A 25,335-nucleotide genomic window follows, 5' to 3' on the forward strand; every position below is an offset into this window, starting at 1 on the left:
TTGGTTGGCAGTTCGGCGAAGTTCCAGAGGCGCGATCGGGAACGCTCTTGGATCAGTCCTACACCTTCGCCCGATCAATCTTCGGTACACTAGTCGGAATTTCTGCCTTCGTTTGCGCGCGGCTCTGGATCAACCAATCCCCTCAGGGAAACTTCTCTCAAGACGAGTAGGAGTCGGCTGCTCCTGTCAGATCCGTGTCAGCTTTTGGAGTTACGTAAAGCCTTGCTCGCGGCAAGGTCGATCATGGGCGGGTTCGAGAGACTGATCGGCAGTCTGACGGCGGAACGCGACGTCGCTCGGCATGAGTTAGCCGAACCGCAAAAGCTGATCGGATAGATCCGCGAAGCGGTCGCTAAGCCTGGGACGCGGACAAAATAATCGCGTGGCTTGTCAGTCGGCTGCAAAATTTCCACGGCGGCCACTGAAACTGCGTGGAAGTTAGGCGCCGACTGGCGGGCCTACTGCGCATACGAGGCCGCAGCCGAGGTTTAATCGCTGCGGCCCGCGCATGGTCAAAAACACCGGGTGAGCCAGCCCGGTAAGTAGCAAATCTACAGCAACTCTAACGACGCACAAAGTTATCTAGGTCACACTTTGGAATCGTATTTAACGCGCGTGAGGGAAGGCTCGCCGGGGCTGGCTGCTCGGCGGGCCTTCACCCTCCGAGCACAAGGCCGCGTAATTCCCCACGGTCCCGTCCCAAAGATGCACCCTGACAGACTCCCTCTAACGGATGGCTAAGATCTCAAGCATTCGAGTGAGGTGTCCGACTGGCATGCAACACGCTGCGCACCGCCGATCGTGCAGAACGTCGCGGAGTCGGTCGCTGATGGTCCAGCGCGGCGGCCCGACGCTGTCCGCGCGGATCGGCGTCATGCGCAGGCTGAACCGACACCACGTCCCGACGTCGTGCGTCCCGATCCCATAAGGCCGGAACAAAGGTCGCACGTTAGAGTTGTCCGCACTCTGAAAACCGGAGGCTCATCATGTTGCGGACAATCTTTGCGATGTCGGTTGCTGGTTTGCTTTTCGCTGCTCTACCCGGGAATTCCCATGCGGCACCTCTGGCCCCCCTCCCGGCCGGAGTTACGGCGAACCTCAGTGATGTAACGCAAGCTTCCTGGCGGCGATGCTGGCGGGATCGCTGGGGTCGCATGCGCTGCCGTGCATGCTGGAGAGACCGTTGGGGTCGCGTTCGCTGCCGGTGAAGTAAACGGCATTGCCGAAGGAAGCCTAGGATCGCCGAGTTGCGTAGGTGCCTCTGCCACCACCTCATACTGAGGCGCTTTAATTCTGCTTGCGGTGAAGCTTCCTCCGTCGCTGAACCGGATCGGCTACGTGTGCTTGGACGATCTGGCAAGCCTCTATCTCGGCGAGTTGATCGCCTAGCTAACTAGATGCAAGCTCCACACGCTTGTTATCGGGTCGCGTAGATCCGTATTCCTTACGGCGGATTCGCCCGGCAAGGAATCGCCGGTTGGTCCGGCTCGATAGTGTAAGGTGGGTCAAGCGCCCCAATTAACCACGAAATCCGATCGAATTTTAATAAGACAACAGCACTGCTTGTTAGCGTAGGCCGCGCGGATGATTGTGTAGGTATTGCCGTATTCTGGAAGCCGGCGGGGCCGGGAAATTGATTTCGTTTAGTGCGAACCGCTTCGATTCGCTCGATGGAAAACTAAATTTCATTTGGAGCATCTCGCCATGATCGAACGTCGTGCAATGGAGCGCATACCGATCAACCGGGCGGCGCGGCTGTCATTTGGTGAAATTCGTGGGACGCATCCATGTATGGTGCGCGACATCAACGCGCTGGGGGCCTGCATCTCTACACCCTACTACGTGTTTGCGAACGAATTTGTCCTGTCGTTCGACGGCCATTCCGCAACCTTCATATGTCGCATCATGTGGAGAAAGGGAACGCTTTGCGGCGTTTCCTTCCTTCTACGTAGCCGCTCGCCGAGGTTGGCGAACGATTCCTGCGAACCCACAAACGTGCAGTTGAGTAGCGAGCAACCGACCCGCACTTAGTAAAGCGCTGCCGACAATTACACTTTCAAAAACCGATATCGCGCTCGTCAACCCTCACTAACTTCCCCTCATAAGCTGATGGGTCGAACATTTTTTGCTTGCCGCGCGTTCGATCTGCGATCGGAACACTACAAAAATCTGCTAAACACTCTTTACTGGGCTGCATCTCATTCCCATTCGACGAAGATCCGTTCAACCATACAAAGACCGCAGCCTCGCCCCGATTCACGGCGAAGTAAATTCCGTGCTAAACGACTTTGTATTTCGCCCTAGAGTCCGGCTGCCGGACAAGCCATATAATTCGATCAAAACGAGAGAAGCCGATGGTCGTGCATCCGAGCATCGCCTGATGATTTAAAATGGCGATTCTCGAAATGGAGGCAAAAATGAAATTTCTTAGACGTCATTGGTACGATCTGGGTGCAGTCGTCGCGATTGGCGTGGGGCTAGTCTCATTTTTCTATGGCGCGACATGTCACCGGTACAGCGCGTGCTGCTGCTAAATTTCATAATGAACGGCTTCCCAATGCGCTCGGACTTCGCGCCCGAACCTGGCCGCCGGGAACGGACTATTCGGATGCAGAGACGCGGCGCCAAAATTCGCCCGTAAAGCGACTGAGCTCCTGCAGAGACAAAAATCCGGAAAATTGATAGCCGAAAATCCCGGCAGAAACGCCCGAGTTGGCGTCGTCCCGGAATCGTGCGTGTTACGAAGACTGGATGGTGGGCGCACCAGGGCTCGAACCTGGGACCCGCTGATTAAGAGTCTCGTGCTCTTCAATATGATTCAAGGGCTTAGCTGTAAAAGATACGTCGGACGGGGCTATATCGATCAATAGGTTACATCCGATATGTAAATCGCGCGCCGCCTTTTGGCCGACCTGCGACCCCTGCGTCCCGAACGTAAGTAGCAAACGAAAACTTAGATAAAATCAGTCAAGTTCGCTGCTGATCGACCACCTTTATCGCCGTTTGCTCACGTCATTTCGGTGGTCATTCGGCGGTCAGCTTCTCTTTCTTTGGGAGTCTGTCGGCGTGACGTAGCTCGCCGAAGGCGCCGCAGCTTGACCGAGGCCGTTACCCGCCCGTTTCGGGCGCGAATGCAACGACGTCGTGGGACTCTACGATCAATCCGACCTCGGCACCAACCGGGCAGGACGACAAGGCCGCGCTCCCCGCTGTACGCAACAGTACGGCTTTGCGCGCAACATCGGCGATTTCGATATAGAGATCGATGTGATCGCCCTGAAAGATCTGCGCGGTCACCGTTCCGGGCAGCGAGCCCGGCGCGCGTGCCGATGTCACAGCGAAGTGTTCCGGCCGAACGAAGACGTCTACAACGTCGCCGATGGCCAGTTTCGCGAGCGGTGCGGCCGGAACCTCGATATGCATGCCGCCGATGGATACGGTGGCGACTTCACCGTGCCGCGCGGCGAGACACCCTGCCAGAACATTCACATCGCCGACGAAGGACGCAACGAAATGATCCGCCGGACGGCGGTACACATCCCTTGGCGCGGCGACCTGACGTATCCGTCCCGCTGACATCACCGCGATGCGATCCGACATCGACAGTGCCTCGCCCTGGTCGTGAGTCACGAAGATCGTGGTCACCCCAAGCTCGCGCTGGATCTGCTTGAGCTCGACCTGCATCGACCCGCGCAGATTCTTGTCGAGCGCCGAGAACGGCTCGTCGAGCAGAAGCACCTTCGGCTTGATCACGAGCGCACGGGCCAGTGCAACGCGCTGCTGCTGACCGCCCGAAAGTTGTCGCGGTTTGCGCTCACCGAACCCGTCCAATTTCACCAGCGACAGCGCTTCGTCGACCCGGCGCGCAATCTCCTTCCTGTCGATGCCGCGGGTCTTTAAACCGTAGGCGATGTTGTTGGCGACGCTCATATGCGGAAACAACGCATAACTCTGGAAAACGATACCGATCTCGCGCTGATGGGCCGGCGTTTCCGTGACCAGGGTGCCCTCGATGAAAATCTCGCCGCTATCGGCTTCGAGAAAGCCGGCAACGAGATTGAGCAACGTGGTCTTTCCGCAACCGGACGGCCCGAGCAGGGTCATGAACTCACTCTGCTGGATCTTGAGCCAAGCTTCGTGAAGGGCAACGGAGCCGCTGAAGCGCTTGGTCACGCCGTCGAGCTGGACGGCCGGCCGGTCTTGCCGTCCTGCCTCGCTGGCCGCGGTTGCGCCCATCCGATCAGTGTGCATCAACATTGAGAATCTTCCCGAGACCGACGAAGGCATTGGCGAGGCTCAGCAGCAATGCCGTGACGGCGATATAAATCACCGACAGTGCCGCCAGCGTCGGATCGGCAAACTCGCGGACATAGTTGTACATCGCGACCGGCAGCGTCTGCGTCGCCTGGCTGCTGACAAACAGTGTGGCAGTAAACTCGTTGAACGACAGGATTGCGGCAAACAGCCAACCGCTCAACAGTCCCGGCAGCAGCAGCGGGACCGTCACGGTCAGCAGGACTCGGCCCGGTCTGGCGCCGAGACTGGATGCTGCGAGCTCGAGGCGGCTGTCGAGGTTCTTCAGCGAGATGAAGGTGCTGCGCATCACGAATGGCAGCACCAGCAGCACGTGAGTCAGGATCACAAGCGGAAAGCCGCGGCCCATGCCTGCCTGCGATGCCAGGATCAGCACGCCCAAGCCGATTGTGTAATGCGGGATGATCAGTGGCGACAGCAAGATACCCTCGAGCAGAGACTTCAGGATGAAGTTGTAGCGATGGATCGCGATTGCGAAGGCTGCGCCGACGACCAGCGCAATGCTCGACGCCCATAACGTCACCGTAAGTCCGTTCCAGAAGCCCCGGCCGAAATCACTATATGAGAATGCCCGCCAGAACCAGCGCAGCGACCATGCCTGTGGCGGAAATGCCAGTATCGCACGGTCGTTGAACGCCGTAATGGCAACGACAATGCCTGGCAGCAGCACGAACAGGAGGATCGCGGCGACAAGCATGCGCCCCGACCATCTCAGCACTATGGTGGCGAAAGGAGACCGCTTCATGTTGCGCTCGCCAGCTGTTCCAGCGGCCGGGTCGCCTGCTTCAGCAGTGCGATGACGGACAGAGACAGCGCGAGGCCGATGATCGACAGGCTCGCTGCAAAGGGGAAGTTGAAAGACGAGAAGCCGAGTTGATAGATCAGGGTCGATACCGTGCTGACCCGCCCACCGCCGATCAATTGCGGAGTTGCGAAAGCGCTGAAAGTCCAGGCAAACGCAGTCGAGAAGCCGGCGACGATACCCGGCATCGACAGCGGCAGGGTGATCGTCAGAAAGACCCGGATCGGTCCCGCGCCAAGACTCTCCGCTGCCTTCTCACAATTCCGGTCGATATGCGACAGACCCGCGGCCAGCATGATGACCATGATCGGCATCGTCACATGGACAAGCGCGGCGATCACGCCGCCTGCGGTAAACATCATCTGCACCGGGCGCTCGACGAAGCCCAGCTTAACCAGCAATGTGTTCAGGAACCCGTTGTTTCCGAGCACGATCATCCAGGAATAGGTCCGCACCACCTCGCCCAGAAACAACGGCGTCACCGCCACAATCAGGATGAAGGAACGCGCTGCGGAGCTTCTCGTGCGGACCAGTGCATAGGCCAGCGGATAGGCGAGAACCAACGTGAACGCCGCGGTCTCAAAGCAGAGCAGGATCGTGTTCCAGAATGCCAGCGCATAAAGCGGCCGCAGCATGGCCGCAAAATTTTGCCACGTGAATCCGCCCACCTCCAGCGAACCCGGGATGTAGGTCCTCATGCTGAACTGAAATACGGCCGCCATCGCAGCCGTCAGCCCCAGCGCGACGAGCCCGGCCGGCGAGACGAACCATCCCAGAAACGGGCGCTTGGTCATGGCAAACTCCGCACGGGAACTCGCGGCCCGGCCGTAGCCGGGCCGCTGCTTTCGCTCAGGGAGCCATCATGTTTTCGGCGAACCACTTCCGCCACTCGGCCGTCTTTTCGGCGCGCAGCTTGTGATCGATGATGAGGGTCTGGTGTGCCCATTGATCAGGCGTCGTGAACACGCCCGGGAGCGCCGCCACCTCCGGCCGGAGTTTCGCGTTGTCGACCACCGGACTTCCCTTCTTGAGATCGGCGATCTGTGCCTGTACCGCCGGATCGAGCGCAATGTTCAGGAATTTGCAGGCGAGATCAGCCTTGGTCGTGCCCTTGGTGATGCCCATGGTGTCGACACCGAGCACCGCACCTTCCTTGGGAATGACAAGTTTGATCGGAACGCCCTGATCACGCATGTAGTAGGCATTCATCGACAACACGACCTGGACCGGCGTCTCTCCGGTTGCGAACATCTGCTGGCTGTTGGCGTCATTGGTGTAGAACGCCTTGTAGTTCGGCTTCAGCGCCTTCAGCTTGTCCTCGCCGGCCTCCCAATGCGCGGCATCGGCGCCAGACAACTTTGCAGCGACGGCGATCACGTGGCTGGGGTCGAAATCGGGCGACGAGATCATTCCCTTCAGCGCCGGATTCCACAGCCCTTCCCAGCTATCGAAGCTGACACCCTTTGGAAGCTGATCCGGCAGATAGCCGATCGTATAGACATAGGCCCAGGCGCCGATGTGGTACGGGCTGATCTTGGCCTGCTCCACCAGATGCGCAGCGTTGGGGATCTTCGAGAGATCGAGCTTCTCGAGCAGATTATCATTTGCGTAGAGCCAGCCAACATGGGCCGTCGTGAAAGTGACGTCGCTCTCGGGCTTGCCGGCAGCCAGTTTGGCCTGGTTGAGCCGGTCCATTGTGCCGCCCGTGACGTACTCGACCTTGACGCCCGTCTCCGCCGTGAATTTCTTCGCGATCGATTCGTCAATCAGATCGCGAAAGCTGCCGCCCCAGGTGCTGACAACGAGCTTATCCTCAGCTGAGGCCGCGGACGGCGCGCCACCGATGATCAGCACCGACGACAGCGCCATCACGAAGTGCTTCAGGACACGTTTCATCTCCAACCCTCACAACAATGTTTGACGTGGATCGAAAAGCAAGAGGCATGCCATGTCGGTCAACAACCCCTTGAAAACATTTATGAAAGACGCACAAAAACCCACTGATCTCTCCGACGAGAGATCAGTGCTCATCTGGCAAAAAGCTGATGTTCGATCAGCCCCGGTGCGGTTCGATCATCGAAGTTTCAGAAGTCACGGCGATCTCCGTCAGCTTCGCGAGACGTCAGAGGATTAGGACTTTCACAATCAGAGTGACGTTCGTGCCTTTTCGAGGAGCAGTCTGATACAGGTCGCGGCAACATCCGCCCGCAGATCGCAAGCTCACGGGACCTTTCCATCGATGCGGTCCGATAGGCCGGCCGACTTCTTCACGAAATCAAGCGGGCCAGAGAAATCGAAGCTGTTGTAGACGGCGGCCAGATGATTGAAGTGCGGCGCCTGGGCGAATTGCACGAAGGTCAGGCGATGACCGGCATAATCCGAATTGAGGAGATCGCGCGCGAAGGCGAGCAATTTGCGACGATCGTCGGCCTGCCATTGATCGTTCAGGGAGTAGAACTTGTTCAGCCACTCTCCGCTGCCTTTGGTATCGAACGCGTTCGCATTGGGCGTGATGCAGATCTGCCCGCCGCACAATTCGCGCGCGATGTGCATCATCGCAGGCAGCTGCGAGCAAGCAAACACGCGTCCCGCGTAGAGCATGGACTGCTGCGGCATCAACAGCCCGCCAGAGCTCTTCTCGGCCATCGCGATCGACGCCGTGAGATGCGCGTTGATGCCTTCGCGGTAGCAGACGAGGTCGGCAAGCTTCTCGCGGACCGACTGGAGTTTCTCGAGACCGGTCTGCTTGGCGTTCCACATCGCCGCCCCGATCATCATGTCGGCGACGTAAAGCAGCCGCAGCACGTAAGGGAATGCCGAATATCGATGCAATGTCGAGCGAACGAACTGGGCGGCACGCGTGTGGCGATAGAAGAAGACGTCCTCCCAGGGGATCAGGACATCGTCGAACACGACCAGCGCTTCCACCTCGTCGAAGCGACTGGCGAGCGGATAGTCCAGCGGGTTGCTGCGGCTGGCGAAGCCGCTGCGGCAGATGTGCTTGACGCCGGGCGCACCCATCTTGACAATGCAGCCGACCGCATAATCAGACAGCTTCTCGGTCGACCATGCTCCGACCGTTGGCTTAAGATAGGCCTGGTCGGCATAGGCAGCCGCAGTCTCGTATTTGGCGCCACGGATGATGATGCCGGCGTCGGTCTCGCGCGTGACATGGACCATCATGTCGGGATCCTGCTGCTGCGGCGGCAGTGATCGGTCGCCTTTCGGATCGGTGTTGGCAGAGACGTGAAAGACGTCTTTCTCGACCACGGCGCGGATATGACGGTCGATATTCGGCGCAAAGCGCGGATCGATCTCTGCCAGAACGTCACGACCATCGGACAGGGACCACATCTCGCCGATAGTCTCGTCGCCGACCCGCGTGACGACGCCGGAAATGTCCTTCATGAAATGATCGAGCGCCTTGATCTTGTCGTGCCAGTCCTTCTGGACCGTCGGAGGCCGATAGAAGATCGAATGGCGCTCGTTACCTTCGACATAGGTGAGATCGCCACTGTAGCGATCCTCATGCGTCATGTCGTACATGCGCGCCTTGATGTCGATGATCGGCTTCAATGCCGGATGTGTGGTGACGTCCTTGACACGTTCGCCATCGATCCAGACCTCGCGACCATCGCGAATGCCCTGCTTGTACTCTTCGCCTGTGCGGATCATCGATCGGCTCCTGTTGCACTGGACGAAAGGGTGCCGGAGCAGCTAGCATAAGGAAAATATAATTATCTTTGGAGATGCATAGGAAAACACGATGAGGTTCTCTCTCCGCGCCCTTCGGTACATGGTCGAAACGGCTGACGCGGCGAGTGTAACCGAGGCGGCCAAACGCCTGAACGTATCGCAACCCTCAATTTCGGCCGCGCTGGGCCAGATCGAGGCGGACTGGGCATTCAGGTCTTCGTGCGGCATCTGGCAAAGGGCGTCACGCTATCGCCGGCCGGCAAGCGCCTCGTCAACGATGCACGATTGTTACTCAATCATGCGCGCGATTTTGCGCAAAGTGCACAGTCTCTCGGCAATACGCTTCATGGCGAGATCGTCGTTGGAAGCTTCCTGACCCTGGCCACGCGCTTCACGCCAGGACTGCTCTCCGGCTTTCGCCAGCGACAACCCGGCATCTCGGTCAAGCTGGAGGAAGGTAACCAGCAGGAAATCATCGACGCGTTGATGTCGGGTCGGACCGAGCTTGCCCTCTCCTATTCGTTGGCCATGCCGGACGACATAACAGGCGACAAGCTATGCGAGCTGCCGCCCTATATTCTGCTGTCGGCCGACCATCCGCTGGCGCGGCGTCCTGCGATCAGCCTTGGGGAACTTCGCAACGAGCCGTTCATCCTGCTCGACCTGCCGCATTCACGCGACTACTTCTTTGGGCTATTCGCCGCCGCCGGAGTCGAGCGTCGCCTTCCGGAGCCGGTCATTCGAGATGATCCGCGGCCTGATCGGTCATGGACAAGGCTACTCAATCCACAACGCCGTGCCACGCACGACCATCGGCTACGACGGCAGCCGCATCGCGGTCGTGCCGATCGTCGAGCCTTTGCCACCGACCCACGTCACGGTGCTGCGGCTGAAGCGGCACGCGCTGCGTCCGGCCGTGCAGAGCTTTGCCGACTACACCCGCGATGCGTTTGCGATCAGTGGCCTGTTCGGCCAGGCTCAATAGCCCCGCCCGGGGTCGACGCGACTTAGCAACGGTTCGCCAGTCCTGGACCGGCGAACATTCTCACCGATCTGCCGGGCTGCCGACGCCGGCAGCGCGATCGATGCCAGATGCGGCGTGATCAGCACATTATCCAGCGTCCAGAGCGGGCTTTCCGACGGCAACGGTTCGGTTGCGAACACGTCTAATGTCGCCTCGGCGATATGGCCGGTTCGCAGTCCCTCGACCAGCGCGGGCTCATCGACGATGCTGCCGCGTGACACGTTGACGAACGAAGCTCCCGGCCTCATCTGTGCCAGCCTGCCAGCATTCAGAAGGCCGCGGGTCGCTGCGGTCTGTGGCAACATGCAGACGACGATATCGCTATTCCCCAACACCGCTTCGAGGGCATCCGGGCCGGCCGTGGTCTCGATCCCATCGACCGCCTTCGGCGAGCTCGACCAGCCGCGCACCCGAAAGCCCTGTCGCGCGCATTCTTTCGCAGCGGTCAGCCCGAGCTCGCCAAGACCGAGCACGCCGACGTTGATCGTCTCAGGATCGCGCGGATGGATATAGTGCCAGCGCCGCTGACGCTGCGCCCGCTCGAACGCGGGAATATTGCGCGCATGACGGAGCACCGCGAACAGCACATAGCCGGCCATCATGCGTGCCATCTTCGGATCGGACAGTCGGGTGATCGGCACGTTGGGCAGATCGTCGCGTCCGACCAGTGCGTCGACACCGGCCCCGAGATTGACGACAAGACCGAGATTGGGATAGCGCGCGAAAAAGCCATGCGGCGGCTTCCAGACCAGCGCATGCCGAACACGGCCGACCTCCTCGATATCATCGGCCCGGCGCAACTCGACATCCTCGGCCGCAAGCGCGGCGCGCCATGCGTTGAAATCGTCATGCGCACTGTAAAATGCCATCAACTCCGATGTCATTGGGCCGCCCGCTCCGCGATCAAACGTGAGAGCGCCGTCAGTGCGAGCTCGTAGCCGAGTGCGCCAAGGCCGGCAACGACGCCCGTCGCCGCGCGCGACACGTAGGAATGGTGCCGGAACGGCTCGCGCTTCCAGATGTTGCTCATATGTGCTTCGATGATCGGTCCTTCGAAGGCGAGCAACGCATCGAGAATCGCGACCGATGTGTAGGTGAGCCCCGCGGCGTTGATAACGACGCCCGCGGCCTTTTCCCGTGCCTCCTGGATCCAGTCGACGAGGACGCCCTCATGGTTCGACTGACGGAAATCGAGCGTCAATCCGAGAGTGGCGGCATGATCCTCGCATCGCTTCTTGATCGAAACGAAGCTCTCGCGGCCATAGGTTCCGCTGCGATCCAGGCCATAGAGATTGGCATTCGGACCATTGAGGAAATAGATCGTCGGTTTCGTCATGGATACGCTTACACCTCTGTCCAACACAGTCGACACTCGCCGCGACCGTTGACGATGCAGGACGCATACCAGTCGGAACGCACGGCCGCACGAACAGTAGCCAGTCGCGTCAATTGGATGAAAATCGAAAAAACCTATGGGCTTCGACGGATTTAGATATGCCCCGGCAGGACTTCGGAGAACGGCCGGTCGCTCAGTCCGGCGTGCCCTTTTCGGACTTGCTCTCCTCGCCCTCCACCAGCCCGCGGAAAGTGCGTCGTTCCATGACGGGCGCGACCATTCCCGGGATATAGGCGTCGGAGACGAAACGGCGGCAATGCTGCTCGAACATGTCGACCAGCCTCGATTTTCGTCCCTGCGAGAGGGTCAGCACGCCGATGATCATCGGCCTGTGATCGCCGGACAACCGAACGCGGGAAACTCGCCGGCCGTCTAACGCAATCTCGCAACGCGGACGAACGTTTGCCAGCGTATAGCCGTAGCCGTTGGCAACCATGGTCCGGATCACGTCCTGATGTGTCGAACGCGATACGATGTTCGGCTCCAGACCTTCCTTCATGAACATGCTGAGGAAGTATTCGCGGCTGATCGGCAGATCCAGCAGGATCAGCGGCTCACGCGCAAGCTCTTGCAGGCTCACGGCAGAATGGCGTGCCAGGGGGCCGGCCTCGCTGACCACGACATGCGGCGGCAGGCTCGCCAGCGGCAGAAACTCGAACTCGTCGGGGATCAATAGATCGTAGGTGATGGCGACATCGAGCTCCGCGCGCAACAGGCGCTCCAGCAACTGCTCGTGGTCGGCGACCGTCTGAATGATGCGTGCTTCCGGATAGGTGGACGTGAACGAATGCGACAGCTCCGGCATCACCATCGGCGCCAGCGTCACCAGGCTTCCCAAAGACAATTGGCCGCGAACGCGTGCTCCGACCTCGGAAGCCACCGAATAGACCTGCTCAGCCTGCTCGATCAGCCGCTTCGCTTCCACCAGAAGCACGCGCCCCGCCGATGTCAGCGACAGTCCCTGCGCGTGCCGGCGCACGAAGAGCTGGGTCCCGAGCTCCTCCTCCAGATGCGCGATGGCCGTCGAGATCGAGGGCTGCGAGATGTTCACCCGCTCCGACGCGAGAGTGATGCTCCCGGTCTCCGCGGTCGCGATGAAATATTCAATCTGGCGTAGCGTATATCTCATCAGCTCCTGCTCGGCCCCTGCACCCGATGACTCGAAGCCGACTATAGCATGGGTGTGGGCCCGATCAGGCCCTGTCGTCGCCGGCGACGCCAAAGCCCGGCGCAACCGACGGGTTTTTGGCCCGATCGATGTATGCATCGACCTGGGGCTGGTAGAATGCCCAGAGCTCCCGGAGTGCCTCAATTGGGCTTTCGCTCCAATCGACCCGGAGATCCACAATCGGCCAAGATACGTCCCGCACCACGCAGAGGCCCGCCGAATGAACCGGACCGGCTTCTCCGCCCTGGGCGAGCCCGGCCTCCAGCGCCGACAGCAGCCGCTCGACAAAGGGCTTGCCGGCACTGGCCTGATAGTCCGAGACCATGGCCGCCGGCACCTGCGCATTGGCGAGCATGTTGCCGGCGGCAATCGCGCCCTCGCCACAATGGGTGGCGTGAATGCCGAGCGTATTGCTGCCGGAATACGACGTGGTGCGTCCTTGCGTATCGACGACCACAAGCTGACGGTAGGCGATGAACGGCGTCGAGGCGACCAGCGCGTCGCGAACCGCGGCTGCGCTGAGACCGCGCGCCAGTAGATCGAGACCGATCTGCCCCAGCACGGGATCCGTGATGTTCTGGCTCGCCACTGCGCCCACCGTGGCGCGAAGATGGACGCAGCGGGCCGCAACGGCCGGAGACGAGGACGAGATCACCATGCCGAACATCCCGGTGTCCGGGCAACGGGCCGTCAGGGAGAAGGTCATGCAGCCCTCATCTTCCGTCGGGGATGACTGCCGTCACATCGACCTCCACCAACCATTCCGGCCGCGCCAGCGCCGACACCACGATTCCGGTAGAAACGGGGAAGACCCCCTTGAGGTGCTCTCCGATCTTGCGATAGACCGCCTCCCGATAACGTGGGTCGGTGATGTAGATCGTGATCTTGCAGATGTCACCAAGCTCTGCACCCGCCTCCGCGAGCAATATCCTGACGTTCTTCATCGCCTGCTCGGTCTGACCTGAGGCATCGCCAATCGCGACATTGACCGCGGTCTCGATATCCTGGCCGACCTGGCCACGGACGAACACCATGCTGCCTTTCGCGACCACGACCTGGCATAGATCATTGTCGAGCTTCTGTTCGGGATAGGTTTCCTTGGTGTTGAACTGGCGGATACGCTTGTGGGTCATCGACTGGTCCTGATGTCGTAGCGGAACTGATTATGAGGCCTGTGAAGCCGGGATAGGATGGGCCCGGCCATAGACGCGATCGGCGTAGATCAGCGCCCGCCCCGAACCGACCGCCACCGCGCCGACCGCGCCGACGAAAATGTGGTGGGTGCCGATGCGCTCGGACGACATGACGCGACAGTCGAACGCCACCACGGATTCGGCGAGGCGCGGCGCGCCGGTCTCACTCGGGAGCCATTGCCCATATGCAAACTTGTCGTCAGCGCCGAACTTGCTGCGGCCACCAAAATGATCGGCGATGTCGGACTGGTCGTCGCGCAGGATATTGATACAGAACACGCCATTGTCGACGATGGCCGCCGCCGTCTTGCTCTGATGATGGATGCAGACCAGGACCGTCGGAGTGCTGCCGTCGGCCGAGACCGACGACATCGCCGACACCGTCACACCGGCGCGTCCCGCCGGCCCATCTGTCGTCACGACGTTGACGCAAAATGCGGCGCGGCTCATGCCGTCGAGGAATTGCGTCCGAATGTCCATCGTAGTCGGTTGCATGCTTGTGGCTGACACGTCAAACCCCTCCCTGCTATTCGGCCGCATCACGGATCTGGCCGAACCATTGGTTGACGGCGCGGTCCCCGGTCTGAGCGCTCTTCTCTTTCATGACCCTCTCTGACAATCCGGCCGATCTCCGCACGAAATCGAGCGGACCGTCCCAATCGAAATTTCGATAGACCGCGCCAAGGTGCGCGAACGGCGCCGACTGTGCAAATAGCTGGAACGTCAATCGATGGCCCGCATAGTCCGAATTCAACAAATCACGCGCAAAGGACAGCAACCGACGCCGGTCATCGGCGATCCAATGCTCGTTGACTGTATAGAACTTCTCCAGCCACGGGCCCGTCTCGGCGTCCTCGAACGCAGCCTTGTCGGGCGTCACGCAGATCTGACCGCCGCACAACTCGCGCGCGATGTGCATCATCTCGTGAAGCTGCGAGCAGGCCAGCACACGTCCGGTGTAGAGCAGCGACTGGTTCGGCATCATCAGGCCGCCGGGGCTGCGCTCGGGCAGCGCGATTGCTGCCGTCAGGTGCGCGTTGATCCCCTCGCGGTAAATAGCGAGCTTCGAGAGCTTCTCCTGCACCGCCTGCTGCTTCTCGAGCCCGGTCTGGCGGACATTGAACAGCGCCGCGCCGATCAGCATGTCGGCGAGCTTCAAATTCCGCTGCACGAACGCGAACGCCGAGTAGCGATGCAGCGTGGCCCGAATGTAGGCCGCAGCTTTGGTATGCCGATAGAACAGCACGTTCTCCCAAGGGATCACCACGTCGTCGAAGATCACCAGCGTATCGACCTCGTCGAACCGGTTCGACAACGGATAGTCTTCGGCTGGCGCGCGGCCCGCAAAGCCGGTGCGGCAGATGAATTTGAGGCCCTGCGAATTGAGATCGCAGATGAATCCGACCGCATAATCGGAATAGGCGGCATCGCCCCAATTCGCGATGGTCGGCTTGGTGAACGCCTGATTGGCGTAGGCTGCGGCCGTCTCGTATTTGGCGCCACGCACTACGATCCCCGCATCGGTCTCCTTGACGACATGCAGCAACATGTCGGGATCCTGATCTTGCGGGGCCTTCGAGCGGTCACCCTTGGGATCTGTGTTTGCCGAGACGTGGAACGGATCGGAGTGCAGCACCTTCAAAATGTGATTACGAATATTCTTGGAGAATTGCGGATCGACGTCGTTGAGCACGTCCTGCCCATCGAACAGCGACCACATTTCACCGACCGTCTCATCGCCAACGCGTGTGATGACACCGCCAACATCCTCCAGGACCGTATCGGTCGCGCGACGTTTGTCCCACCAATCCTGCTGACTGAGGGGCAATTTGTTGTTGATCGCGTTGACTTCCCCGTCCTCACGGTAAGTCATCAGATGCCGCGCCGCCGGATCATGCTGGAGGTCGTATATCCGGGCTCTGAGATCGACTAGCGGCTTGAACGCCCGATGGGCGGTGACGTCCTTGATCTTCTCGCCGTTCATATAGACCGCGCGGCTGTCGCGAATGGAGGCTTTGTATTCTTCGCCCGTCCGTATCATGTCAGCTCCTGTCTCGATTTCATTCGCACTGTCTCGCGGGGCAACCGTAGTCGCGATCAATGCGCATAGGACGGATCCTCGGCATCCAGGATGCACTTCATCTCTTCAAAATGTGCGATCGAAAAGTCCGTGATCTGCTCCCAATCCTGCGCGGTGCTCTCGGCAACGGCGTCGGGCAGAACCCTCAAAGGCTGCCCCGTCGCGTAAGCCTGGAACAGGATCTGGCAGGCGCGCTCCAGCGTGTAGATGTCGTCGAAGGCTTCGCCGACCGTATCGGCGATCACGAGCACGCCGTGATTTCCCATCATCAGCCGCGATTTGTTGCCGAGCAGCGCCGCAAGACGCGCCCCCTCCTGCTCGCTGTCGGCCATGCCGCCATAGCGATCGTCGATGGCAAGACGATTGAAATAGCGCGCGGTATTCTGATCGATCGGCTTGATTTGGGGATCAATGAGCGACGCGATCGTCGTCGCGAAAGGCGGGTGTAGATGCATCACGACCCGCGCCTGGGGCAGTTGTCGGTGCATCTGGCCGTGGATGGCCCAGGCCGTCGGATCAACGTCCGGCCGTCTCTTGACGTCCTGCTCGTCCTCGAGATCGAAGAGAACGAGATCGCTGGCCCTGATGCGCGAGAAGTGCCGCCACTTTGGATTCATCAAGAACCGGCGGCCGTCCGCAGAGATAGCGGCGCTGAAATGGTTGGCGACGGCCTCGTGCATGCCGAGCTTCGCGATGCTGCGGAAGGCAGCCGCGAGATCAACACGAAGCTGCTGCTCTTCCGACGAGACGGCTGAGTTCGTCATCTATTGCTCCTACGAGAGGCACATTCAGGTAAGCGAGCCTTATGGATTCCAGCGCGCGCGTAAAATAAGAAAATCGTCGCCGCTGATTACCTGAAAGCTATATCGGGCCGACGCCGGCTCCGTAGGCGAAAAGGCCAATGATTGACCACCGTTCGCCCAATAATTCCTCAGCTGGATCGATTAGGCGTCGTCTAATCAAAGGACCCGGTTTTCGTAATTTACACATCACGGATCCGGGAGGCTTACTTTGCCCGAGTTGACCTGACAGGATCTGTAATGGATGCGATCCGCGCCGTTCCACCCCTCCGAAGCCGCCGTAGCGACGTGTTTCGTATGTTATGGCGATCGCCGCGCGACGCACACGATGCGCCTATAGGCTCTGCCGTGTCGGACCACACTTCCGCGTCGACCGGCCCGCTGGCGTCGAAGGTCAAGCTGCACGTTCGTGGCATCTCCAAGGCCTACGGTGCGGTCACCGTGCTCCAGCCGATCGAGCTGAAGGTTATTGCCGGCGAGCTCCTCGCGGTTCTTGGTCCATCGGGCTCGGGCAAAACGACGCTGCTCCAGATCGTCTGCGGCCTCGTCGAACCGTCGGGCGGCCAGTTGATCATCGACGGCCGTGACGAGACCGACAACGCCGCCGACAAGCGCGACGTCGGCGTGGTCTTTCAGAATTACGCTTTGTTTCCTCACCTCACCGTCCGTGAAAACGTCGCGTTCCCGTTGCAGATGCGGCGAATACCGGCGAGCGACGTCAAGAGCCGGACGGAAGCGGCGCTCGCGATGGTCGGACTGTCGGACTTTGCCGGCCGTTTTCCCCGCGAGCTGTCCGGCGGCCAGCAGCAGCGGGTCGCGCTGGCGCGCTGCTTCGTCTATCGGCCGTCGCTGATCCTGATGGATGAATCCCTGTCCGCGCTCGACAAGAAGCTCAGGGAAGACATGCGCATCGAGATCAAACGCCTGCATCGCGAAAGCGGCGCCACGATCATTTTCGTGACGCACGATCAGGAAGAGGCTCTCGCGCTGGCCGATCGCATATGCCTGATGAACAACGGCCGGATCGAGCAACTCGGCAAACCCGAGGAGATCTACGAACGGCCAGCCAACACCTTCGTCGCCGACTTCATCGGCGCCTCCAATCTAATCCATGGCAAGGTCGCCGCGAACGGATGTCTCGAGACCAGCGATGGCATGCTTCCGCTGCCCGACGGTTGCGCGATGCAAATCGGCCAATCGGCTGCGCTGGTGGTGCGTCCGGAGAAGCTCGTTCTTTGCGGCGGTGACGAGGCACTGCTGAGCGGTCGCGTTCAGGAACGCATCTATGCGGGCTCGGAGACGCGCCTGCTGATCCGTCTCGCCGGCGGGACGCTGATCACCGTGCGTCGTGGGGCCGGCCTGCCGCCGGTCGAAATCGATGAAGGCGTCTTTGTCCGCTGGGAACACAATCAGGCCCGGGTCCTCGAAAGCGGGCCTTCAATGGCGGGCGCATAGCGCCGTCACATCGCGTCCTCCGACACCGTTCATTGCATCACAGAGAGAACAACAATGTCCGCCATCACACGTATCTCGAGACGGAAGCTTCTGAAGGCCTCGGGCGCGGCCGCCACCGGCATCGCACTGCCGGTAGTCTGGTCCGGACGAGCCAGTGCGGCGGAGCAGATCACCGTCGCCGATGTCGGCGGCGCTCCGGGTGCTGCGCTGCGCACCGCCTTCTATGATCCATTCGAGAAGGCCACCGGCATCCGCGTCGAAGGCGTTGCCCACGAATCCGATCCGGTGACGCAGTTCAAGGTTATCGTGGACACCGACAGCAAGCTGTGGGACGTCTGCATGGTCACCCCCGACGACGTGCTCCGCCTGACCCAGGAGAAGAACTATCTCGAGCCGCTCGAGGTCGACAAGGGACCGGATGACGAACTGATTCCCGGCGCATTGATGCCGAACTGGTTCGGCTTCTCGGCCTATGGCATCGTGATGGCCTATCGCACTGACGTTTACAAGAAGGAGGCCCCGACCGGCTGGGCCGACTTCTGGAACACGACCAAGTTTCCGGGGCGCCGCGGCCTGTATCGCAATCCCAAGGGCGTGCTGGAATCCGCACTGCTCGCCGATGGCGTCGCGCCGAAGGATCTCTATCCGCTCGATGTCGATCGCGCCTTCAAGATGATGGACAAGATCCGCTCCGAGGTCGCGGTATGGTGGACGGCCGGAGCACAGAACACGCAGATCCTGCAGAACGGCGAAGTCGATATGGCCGATACGTGGTCGGCACGCGCTTTTGCCGCGATCGATTCCGGTGCCCCGGTCAATATCATCTGGAAGGGCCTCTACTCGATTGACGGCTGGTCGATTCCAAGGGGCACGACGAAACTGAAACAGGCGCGCCAGTTCGTAAAGTTCTCCATGCAGCCCGAGCGCCAGGCGGCTTATTCTAGCATCGTCGCCAATGGCCCGAGCAACCTCAAGGCCTACAAGTACATCACGCCCGAGCGAGCCAAGGTGCTTCCGACGCTGCCTGAGAATCTCGCCGGCCTCACCGTGCGCGACTATGCCTATTGGGGCAAGAACTACGCAGCCGTCTCGGAGCGCTTCCAGGAATGGCTGCTGATGGGCGGCAGGAAGTAACGTCTGCGGCGCGCGACAGAACATGGAGGGACGGTCATGAGCAAGAAGAAGCAGATGGTAGTCGGCGCGTTGGTGCATGCCAACGGATCGCACGCGGCATCGTGGTTGATGGAGGAGGCGCGGCCGCACGCCTCGACGGACATCGACTACTACCGCGAGATGGCGCAACTCGCCGAGCGCGGTAAGTTCGACTTCTTCTTCATCGCCGACACGCCGGCGGCGCGCACCGAGAACCTGAGGGCCTGGAGCCGATCGCCGTTATTCATGAACGTGCTTGAGCCGATCACCCTGCTTTCGGCCATTGCGGGAGCCACGACTCGCATTGGCCTCGGAGCGACCGCGTCCACCAGCTTCTACGAGCCCTACAATATTGCACGGCTGTTCTCCTCGCTGGATCACATCTCGCACGGCCGTGCCGCCTGGAACGTGGTGACCTCCGCCAACGATTACGCAGCACGCAATTTTGGTCTCGAACGGTTGCCCCCGCACGCCGACCGCTACACCAAGGCGAAGGAGTTCCTCGAGGTCGTCGAAGCACTCTGGGACACCTGGGAAGACGGCGCCTTCGTCTACGACAAGGAAACATGCCAGAGCTTCCTGCCCGACAAGCAGCATCTGGTCGACCACAAGGGCAAGTACTTTACCGTGCATGGCGCACTCAACATCGAGCGTTCACCGCAGGGCCGCCCGGTCATCATCCAGGCCGGCGCATCCGACACCGGCCGGGATTTCGCGGCCGAACATGCTGAAGTGGTGTTTGGGTCGAGCGGCAATCTCGATGCCGCCAAGGCCTTCTACAGCGATCTCAAGACTCGCATGGCCAAGTTCGGCCGCCGACCGGACGATCTGAAGATCGCGTCGGGCATTTCGGTCGTGATCGGCGACACCGAACAGGAGGCCCGCGACAAGCTCGATCGCTGGCAGGATTTGGTCCATCCCGATGTCGGCGTTCTGCGCCTTGGGCAGGACCTCGAAACCGACCTGTCGGATCTCCCTCTCGACGAGCCCGTGCCGGTCAACCGGATTCCCGCGACGTCCAATCTCCACAAGGCCTATTTCGACGAGATCGCCGGCCTGATTCGTCAGGGCCTGACCTTGCGCGAGATCGCGCGCCGGTTCAATCGCGCCAAGGCGACGTTCTGCGGCACTGCGACCCAGGTGGCCGATCACATGGAGACCTGGATCGACGCGGGCGCCTGCGACGGCTTCATGATCTCGTTCGTGGCATTGCCGAGCACGATGACCGACTTCGTCGAAAAAGTGGTGCCGGAGCTGCAGCGACGCGGACGGTTCCGCCATGACTATGAAGGGCAGACTCTTCGCGAGCACCTCGGCCTGGCGCGCCCGGAGAACCGCAAAGCGGCGTTGGTGAAGACGCCGCTTGCCAAGCGCGCGTAGACCGGGGGTGACCGCACTGCAACGGGTCGAGCGAGGGAATTGAGAGATGGCCGAGATGACGTCTCTCGGAATTGCCGAGCGTCCGCGCGCAAAGGCGCGTAAGCTCAAGCTCGATCCGCTGTGGCTGGCGCTGCCCGGCCTCGGCTTCCTGGCCTTGTTCCTGGTCTGGCCGACTGCGCAGATGTTGTCCGTGAGTGTCATGGACAAAGTTACGGGAGCGCTGACATTCGCTCCATTCCTGCGCATCTGGAACGGCGGCCCTTATCTCACCGTGCTGTCGACGACGTTCCAGGTCGCGTGCTGGACCACCGTGCTCTGCCTGGTGCTTGGCTATCCCCTTGCTTATTGGCTGTCCCAGAAGCCGGCCCAGCAGCAGCGCATCGCCACCTTGTTCGTGCTGCTACCGTTCTGGACCAGCGCACTGATCAAGAATTTTTCCTGGCTGGTGCTACTCGGGCGCAACGGCGTCGTGGCGAAAACCATGGCGGCGATCGGCATGAAGGGCGGGGATCAATTGCTGTTCGGGCGCACCACCGTCATCTTTGCCATGGTGCACACGCTACTGCCACTCGCGGTCGTCACGATGTTGCCGGTCATGAACCAGATCGACCGTCGCCTGATGATGGCGGCATCGACGCTTGGCGCCAACGGCTCCCGCGCGTTCTGGCAGGTGTTCTTCCAACCCTCGGTACGCGGCGTCGCTTCGGCCGGCCTCCTCGTTCTTGTCTCCTCGCTCGGCTTTTTTATCACGCCGGCCCTCGTCGGCGGCGCCAGGGACACCATGATCGGGCAGCTCATCATCCTGCAGATCAACGAATTGCAGAATTGGCAGCTCGGCAGCGCACTTGCGGCGATTCTCTTGATCTCGACCATCACGATCTGCTTTGTCTATGACAAGATCTTCGACCTGTCGGCGGTGGCGACAGGCGGTGGCCGGCCGACAAACGCGGACGGCCCGGTACGGCGCATCGGGCTGACCGTCGTCCACGCTGCCGGGCTGATCTGCGGCACGATCGAGGATCTCTGGAAGCGCAATATCCGCGGCCTGCGCGGGGGCGCCCTGCTCTCGGTCTATGCCTGGGTCATGATCGCCTTGCTGCTGGCGCCGATCGTTGCCTTCGTCCCGATGGCGTTCACGGGCTCGACCTTTCTGTCGTTTCCACCGCCGAACTGGAGCGCACGCTGGTTCGAGCAGTTCTTTGCTTCTCCCCTCTGGCTCGGCGCGATGACCCGTTCATTCGGCATCGGGTTCGCGGCAGCGGCGGTTACGCTGCTGATCGCATCGATGGCGGCCTATGGTGTCGCCAGGACCCGCAGCCGGCTCGGCGGCATCGCTTTCCTGCTCTGCCTTTCACCGATGATGGTTCCGTCCATCGTCACCGCAATCGCGCTGTTCTACCTGTTCGCGCGGATGGGACTGGTGGCGAGCGACATCGGGATCACCATCGGTCACACCGTTATCGCGATGCCGGTGGTGTTCATGGTCATGCTGGCGACCTTCAAAGGCTATGACTCGAAGCTCGATGCGGCCGCCGCAACGCTTGGCGCCGGACGGCTGCGGATATTCTGGCGCATCACCTTGCCGCTGGTAGCAGGCGGCCTCGCCGTCGGCTTCGTGACGGGATTCTTGCAATCGTTCGAGGAATTGACGGTGGCGCTGTTCGTCGGAGGCGGCATCAAGACGACCCTGCCGAAGCAAATGTGGGATGGAATCCTGCTTCAGGTAAGCCCCGTCATCGCCGCAGCATCCGTCGTCGTCCTCATTGTCGTGATCGTCATGTTCGCTATCATCGAAATGCTCCAGGCGCGCCGTTCGCGCCCGTCCAGACCAGCTGGGACCTAAGGTTCCTGAGGCGCGCGAGCTCCAAGGCTGGCATGGAGCTAAGCGAGCAGCAGCGACCCGCCGACGGCGTCGGCCAGATGGAGGGCCACCATGTTGACGCCACCCAACAAGCCGCCACGCCGAAGCCGAGCACGAAAAGCAGACTGTAGAAGATGGAGATAAATCCTGTCGCAACTAGAACCGAGGTTCGGGCCGGCTGTGCCGAAGATCAGGGCCTGAAGTCGAGGAGCGCATGCTGTCCGACGAGCGCGATCTCGTGCGCTACCAGGAAAAGAGTAAATTGAGTAAGCAGCTCAAAAAAACCCAAGGCAACATGGGTTGAGCCCGTGTTCACCGCTGAGGTCGAGTACCGCGACGTCACATCGGAAGGCCTCCTGCGAGCAAGCGCGCTAAAGGGTTTCTCCAAATCTTAATTTTTGTTGTGGTTTGGATTTCTGGAGAAACTGTACAGTAATCCCTTCATAACGATGGAAGGGAGCGCGCCATGTAGAAGCGGAGGCATTTCAAACAACAACTTACACTTCAGGATCGGCTCGCCGCGTGGTCAAAAGAGATCCACGAACAGGCCGCCAATCTTCCGCCCGGTCCCGAACGGGATGCTCTTTTGAAAAAGGCCAGACAGGCGGACGTCGCCAGCCACTTAGATGATTGGGCGAAATCTCCCGGCCTCCAGTCGCCAACATAGGAACAGGGCGGCACATCGCGCATTTTTAGTCAGACGGCCGCCGTGCTCGCGGGAAGGTCGTCGCGGCGCGCGGTATGCCTGCGGTCTCCGGTGCAGGGCCCGCGCGTTTTTTGCCAAGCGAAGGGCCTCGGTGAGGGATCCGGATCTACTTCGGCTTCTCGGCGCTGATACGCAGGATATAGAGCGGGTTCTGAAACTCGTCTACGACTTCCATGCGCCAGTCCTGATCGGGCCCAGGGGTCAATGTTCGGAGCCGAAACACAATCGCGTCTGACCGATAGCCTACTAGGCTTAGAGAAAAGGGGCTCAAAGAAGGTCCGAGGAGACTTAAGGGCAGCGAAGCCATTCTGTAATCTCAGGGAGGCCCTTCCTGGACTTCGACCATTTTGCGAAGCTACGGTTTTTCAAGGCTGGAGCCGCGAGAGCAGGCGTTGCCAATCCTGATCGCGAGTCGCTGATCGGAGCGCATTCGTTCAAGTTCGACTTCAGCCTTTGAAATATCCTGCTTTTGTCGCTTCAACTCAATAGTGAGCGCCTCTTGCTTTGCGAGCCGCCGTTCCCCTTCGACCACATCGCGCTCAATCTGCCTGAGTTCATCGCCTATCGCATCCCTGTACATCACGATCCTCGATACTGGAGCTTCGGTTGTCCACCTCAAAGGAACAATCAGCGAAGCGTTGCTTTTTTTCGAGACCGGCGCTAGCACGCATGATTTCTACGTCCTAGCTGCTCAAGCGTTCCAGCGATGCCACTTCTTCCCAAAGATATGGGCATGCCGTGGAAGGGCGCTTTCGCAGCATCAGTTGGCGAACCATTCGTAGTACTAGTCTACCGATTGGAGCCGACAACCCTTCCTAACGGGCCGGTCTGCTTTGCGTTCGGTACGGAGGCTAGCGGGATACGTTGATGGCTCTCAGGCCCCAATACCTAACTAAAACAATGTCCGTTGGAATAGGAACGTAACCGCGCTTGCCGGTTTTTCCCGGCTATGACACTGCTCTTCTTCGACATTCACACCGGTTCAAGCGTCACTATTGATGACCAAGGTGTCGATGTGCCGAATGCTAACGTCGCGCGGCGGATGGCCCTGGAAACACTAGGCCAAACGATTATGGACGAGGCGGCCCGCGGTACAGCGGACGTCACCAAAGTCGAGCTGCGCGATCAGTACGGACCTCTCCTCCGGGTCTCAGCTTCTGTCGTGGTTGAGGAACTCTGCGTGACGGCGATGACCACCCCGATTCCTAAGTAGCGGGCCGCTTGGCGCCTGGGAGTGCTATCGATATGTCCATTCCTTCAGATTGCGACGATGAGTTTGATGCAGCCCAGCAAAAGGCTCCCCCAGCAAACAACAGGCGGTCATTTAGTGACCTAGTGTTCCCAATTGCTTTCTTGAGCATCGCGGGATTAGCCACAGTCACTTGGGCTGGCGGCATCGGTTGGGCCCTTTGGCGCATACTGGCTGTCTTTCTAAGGTGATGAGGTGCGGACGAAAGAGTTCAAAAGTGGTCGGTCTCATTGGGGATATCGCGCCCTGGCAGGACAGGCGTGCATATCGTCACGGCGGTCCGACGTGGTGAGTCGAAAAAACACGCCGCAGGACATTGAGCCCGGACATACAGCATGAACCCGATCGACACATTCAATCCCGACGAGCCCTGCCGCCTCCACGATGGGCTGAACAACGACTTCATCGAATGGAATCCGGAGTGGGCGGCGCACTACAGAGAGTATTCCTTCAAGCAGGACGAGGGCGTGATCTCGTGGGACGGAGCACTTTTGGACGGATGGGTACCGATGTAAGAGCTAGTCGCCGGCATAGCCTGACGGCCCAGGAGCAAAAGAAAAGGCCGCCCGAAGGCGGCCAGTTCTTGTCTTCACTCACTCTTCTTTATTTTTGAGGGCGTCAGCGGCTTCCCGCGCGGCGTCCTTTACATCTCCTGCGGCGTTGTGAGCGGAGCCCTTGGCCTTGTCCATCTTGCCTTCGGCTTCCAGGTCCTTGTCTCCGGTAAGCTTGCCAGCGCCTTCTTTGATGGCGCCTTTTGCTTTGTCTGCAACGCCCTTCACATGTTCGCGGTCCATGATCGTGTTCCTTTGCCGTTCTTAGGACCGGCCCAACGAAAGAGTAACAGTGAGGTTCCTGCAGCAGTGCGCCATGAAGCTACGATCCACTGCTGGCCCTTCTCAGAAATGTCGACCGCTGCTGCGCTTCGCGGCGTGAATGGGGCCCCCTTTGGGACCTGAAATCCCCAAGTTTTCCCCGGAGCGACTTCAAAATTCGTGGGGCTTTAGGCCCGCTGCTGCTCGGCTGATCGCTCGGCGCTTGAAATCTAAAACCGGGACCTAC

The 25,335-nt window shown here is 60.3% G+C and carries 24 protein-coding genes and 1 pseudogene; 10 read left to right on the forward strand and 15 right to left on the reverse strand.

Annotated elements, in window-relative coordinates:
- The first annotated feature begins 1,704 nt into the window (after positions 1-1,704).
- Positions 1,705-2,031: a PilZ domain-containing protein gene (locus ACPPVR_RS35905; protein WP_426611225.1), complete on the forward strand. Its 327-nt coding sequence runs from the start codon at positions 1,705-1,707 to the stop codon at positions 2,029-2,031.
- A gap of 1,077 nt (positions 2,032-3,108) precedes the next feature.
- Here the strand turns inward: ACPPVR_RS35905 and ACPPVR_RS35910 are convergent.
- From ACPPVR_RS35910 to ACPPVR_RS35930, 5 genes are all read right to left on the reverse strand, one after another.
- Positions 3,109-4,257, reverse strand: a complete 1,149-nt coding sequence (locus ACPPVR_RS35910; protein ID WP_426611226.1) for an ABC transporter ATP-binding protein — start codon at positions 4,255-4,257, stop codon at positions 3,109-3,111.
- Positions 4,241-5,059: an ABC transporter permease gene (locus ACPPVR_RS35915; RefSeq protein WP_426611227.1), complete on the reverse strand. Its 819-nt coding sequence runs from the start codon at positions 5,057-5,059 to the stop codon at positions 4,241-4,243. The genes ACPPVR_RS35910 and ACPPVR_RS35915 overlap by 17 nt, the downstream gene beginning before the upstream one ends.
- Positions 5,056-5,910, reverse strand: a complete 855-nt coding sequence (locus tag ACPPVR_RS35920; RefSeq protein ID WP_426611228.1) for an ABC transporter permease — start codon at positions 5,908-5,910, stop codon at positions 5,056-5,058. The genes ACPPVR_RS35915 and ACPPVR_RS35920 overlap by 4 nt, the downstream gene beginning before the upstream one ends.
- 55 nt (positions 5,911-5,965) lie before the next feature.
- Positions 5,966-7,012 carry an ABC transporter substrate-binding protein gene (locus tag ACPPVR_RS35925; protein WP_426611229.1) on the reverse strand — a complete coding sequence of 349 codons (1,047 nt, stop codon included), beginning with the start codon at positions 7,010-7,012 and terminating at the stop codon, positions 5,966-5,968.
- Between the two features lie 324 nt (positions 7,013-7,336).
- Positions 7,337-8,791 carry a 4-hydroxyphenylacetate 3-hydroxylase family protein gene (locus ACPPVR_RS35930; protein WP_426611230.1) on the reverse strand — a complete coding sequence of 485 codons (1,455 nt, stop codon included), beginning with the start codon at positions 8,789-8,791 and terminating at the stop codon, positions 7,337-7,339.
- A gap of 121 nt (positions 8,792-8,912) precedes the next feature.
- On the opposite strand from ACPPVR_RS35930, the gene ACPPVR_RS35935 reads away from it, so the two are divergent.
- A complete protein-coding gene (locus ACPPVR_RS35935; RefSeq protein ID WP_426616253.1) occupies positions 8,913-9,188 on the forward strand; it encodes a helix-turn-helix domain-containing protein in 276 nt (91 codons plus the stop codon).
- Positions 9,098-9,797: pseudogene (locus ACPPVR_RS35940) on the forward strand (LysR substrate-binding domain-containing protein). Before ACPPVR_RS35935 ends, ACPPVR_RS35940 begins: the two are co-directional and overlap by 91 nt.
- Here the strand turns inward: ACPPVR_RS35940 and ACPPVR_RS35945 are convergent.
- From ACPPVR_RS35945 to ACPPVR_RS35980, 8 genes are all read right to left on the reverse strand, one after another.
- On the reverse strand, positions 9,791-10,720 hold the full coding sequence (locus ACPPVR_RS35945) for a 2-hydroxyacid dehydrogenase (RefSeq protein ID WP_426611231.1): 930 nt from the start codon (positions 10,718-10,720) through the stop codon (positions 9,791-9,793). The pseudogene ACPPVR_RS35940 and the gene ACPPVR_RS35945 sit on opposite strands and share 7 nt — an antisense overlap.
- Entirely contained in the window at positions 10,717-11,172 is a 456-nt protein-coding gene (locus ACPPVR_RS35950) for a type II 3-dehydroquinate dehydratase (protein ID WP_426611232.1), read from the reverse strand. Before ACPPVR_RS35950 ends, ACPPVR_RS35945 begins: the two co-directional genes overlap by 4 nt.
- A gap of 193 nt (positions 11,173-11,365) precedes the next feature.
- Complete coding sequence (locus tag ACPPVR_RS35955) at positions 11,366-12,361, reverse strand: LysR family transcriptional regulator (RefSeq protein WP_426611233.1); 996 nt, start codon at positions 12,359-12,361, stop codon at positions 11,366-11,368.
- 64 nt (positions 12,362-12,425) lie between these two features.
- Complete coding sequence (locus ACPPVR_RS35960; RefSeq protein WP_426611234.1) at positions 12,426-13,106, reverse strand: DUF1028 domain-containing protein; 681 nt, start codon at positions 13,104-13,106, stop codon at positions 12,426-12,428.
- 7 nt (positions 13,107-13,113) lie between these two features.
- Entirely contained in the window at positions 13,114-13,533 is a 420-nt protein-coding gene (locus ACPPVR_RS35965; RefSeq protein ID WP_426611235.1) for a RidA family protein, read from the reverse strand.
- 30 nt (positions 13,534-13,563) lie between these two features.
- Positions 13,564-14,103 (reverse strand): flavin reductase, encoded by a 540-nt coding sequence (locus ACPPVR_RS35970; protein ID WP_426611236.1) that lies wholly within the window; start codon positions 14,101-14,103, stop codon positions 13,564-13,566.
- 16 nt (positions 14,104-14,119) lie between these two features.
- On the reverse strand, positions 14,120-15,634 hold the full coding sequence (locus ACPPVR_RS35975) for a 4-hydroxyphenylacetate 3-hydroxylase family protein (protein WP_426611237.1): 1,515 nt from the start codon (positions 15,632-15,634) through the stop codon (positions 14,120-14,122).
- Between the two features lie 56 nt (positions 15,635-15,690).
- Positions 15,691-16,437, reverse strand: a complete 747-nt coding sequence (locus ACPPVR_RS35980) for a class II aldolase and adducin N-terminal domain-containing protein (protein WP_426611238.1) — start codon at positions 16,435-16,437, stop codon at positions 15,691-15,693.
- Positions 16,438-16,821: 384 nt separating this feature from the next.
- On the opposite strand from ACPPVR_RS35980, the gene ACPPVR_RS35985 reads away from it, so the two are divergent.
- The 5 genes from ACPPVR_RS35985 (at position 16,822) to ACPPVR_RS36005 (ending at position 22,716) form a co-directional block, all read left to right on the forward strand.
- Positions 16,822-17,928, forward strand: coding sequence for an ABC transporter ATP-binding protein (locus tag ACPPVR_RS35985; RefSeq protein ID WP_426611239.1), 1,107 nt, complete (start codon positions 16,822-16,824; stop codon positions 17,926-17,928).
- 54 nt (positions 17,929-17,982) lie between these two features.
- Positions 17,983-19,062 (forward strand): ABC transporter substrate-binding protein, encoded by a 1,080-nt coding sequence (locus ACPPVR_RS35990; RefSeq protein WP_426611240.1) that lies wholly within the window; start codon positions 17,983-17,985, stop codon positions 19,060-19,062.
- 36 nt (positions 19,063-19,098) lie between these two features.
- Positions 19,099-20,460, forward strand: coding sequence for an LLM class flavin-dependent oxidoreductase (locus ACPPVR_RS35995; RefSeq protein ID WP_426611241.1), 1,362 nt, complete (start codon positions 19,099-19,101; stop codon positions 20,458-20,460).
- Positions 20,461-20,506: 46 nt separating this feature from the next.
- Positions 20,507-22,303, forward strand: a complete 1,797-nt coding sequence (locus ACPPVR_RS36000) for an ABC transporter permease subunit (protein WP_426611242.1) — start codon at positions 20,507-20,509, stop codon at positions 22,301-22,303.
- Between the two features lie 326 nt (positions 22,304-22,629).
- Positions 22,630-22,716 carry a hypothetical protein gene (locus ACPPVR_RS36005; protein ID WP_426616138.1) on the forward strand — a complete coding sequence of 29 codons (87 nt, stop codon included), beginning with the start codon at positions 22,630-22,632 and terminating at the stop codon, positions 22,714-22,716.
- Positions 22,717-23,382: 666 nt separating this feature from the next.
- Here ACPPVR_RS36005 and ACPPVR_RS36010 read toward each other — a convergent pair.
- Positions 23,383-23,607 carry a hypothetical protein gene (locus tag ACPPVR_RS36010; RefSeq protein ID WP_426611243.1) on the reverse strand — a complete coding sequence of 75 codons (225 nt, stop codon included), beginning with the start codon at positions 23,605-23,607 and terminating at the stop codon, positions 23,383-23,385.
- A gap of 369 nt (positions 23,608-23,976) precedes the next feature.
- Between ACPPVR_RS36010 and ACPPVR_RS36015 the strand changes: the two genes are divergently transcribed.
- Together ACPPVR_RS36015 and ACPPVR_RS36020 are read left to right on the forward strand one after the other, a co-directional pair.
- Positions 23,977-24,240, forward strand: a complete 264-nt coding sequence (locus tag ACPPVR_RS36015) for a DUF6894 family protein (RefSeq protein WP_426611244.1) — start codon at positions 23,977-23,979, stop codon at positions 24,238-24,240.
- Positions 24,241-24,611: 371 nt separating this feature from the next.
- Positions 24,612-24,791, forward strand: coding sequence for a hypothetical protein (locus tag ACPPVR_RS36020; protein WP_426611245.1), 180 nt, complete (start codon positions 24,612-24,614; stop codon positions 24,789-24,791).
- A 78-nt stretch (positions 24,792-24,869) separates the two neighbouring features.
- Here the strand turns inward: ACPPVR_RS36020 and ACPPVR_RS36025 are convergent, their stop codons facing one another.
- Positions 24,870-25,070, reverse strand: coding sequence for a CsbD family protein (locus ACPPVR_RS36025; protein ID WP_426611246.1), 201 nt, complete (start codon positions 25,068-25,070; stop codon positions 24,870-24,872).
- Positions 25,071-25,335: the final 265 nt, after the last annotated feature.

Origin of the sequence: Bradyrhizobium sp. McL0616, assembly GCF_049993385.1 — a bacterium.
Classification (GTDB): Bacteria; Pseudomonadota; Alphaproteobacteria; order Rhizobiales; family Xanthobacteraceae; genus Bradyrhizobium.